Annotated in this window: 1 protein-coding gene; it reads right to left on the minus strand. The window is 41.8% G+C overall.

What is annotated here, in order from left to right; all coding sequences use genetic code 11:
- Positions 1–151 precede the first annotated feature (151 nt).
- Positions 152–431: hypothetical protein (locus ACTHSP_RS22070; RefSeq protein ID WP_440347018.1), on the minus strand; the 280-nt coding region annotated here is incomplete at its 5' end.

The following is a 431-nucleotide window of genomic DNA, read 5'->3' on the forward strand; positions in this document are numbered from 1 at the left end:
CTGATGCAGGAGAGCTATTCTTTGTTTCTCTACCGTATCGGCAAATGGAGCGATGCGGTTTGGAATTGGATAGGTGGTTGAGCCTTCGGTAATCCATGTAAAAGGCCATCTGAATCCTTTTAGGTTTCAGACGGCCTAAATGTATGCTTACTTATTGATATTGATTTGCAGCTGCACTGCCAAAAATGACTACAGCTACAGCCAGTACCAGATAGATGACAAACAGAATCAAGGCAGCCTTGAAATAATTGGCTTTATTTGGATTGGTGTTTGAGCTGAATGCCCACACAAGCATCATAACTATATTGACTAGCGGAATCATCAAAATCAAGTTTGTTAGCAACCATTCTTTGACGCTTACAACAGGAGCCTGCTGATGGCCGATTTGGTTTTGTCCGTTCATACGTACCCAGTAATTTTGTTGAAAGAAC

Source organism: Neisseria sp. P0001.S005 (genome assembly GCF_051963715.1).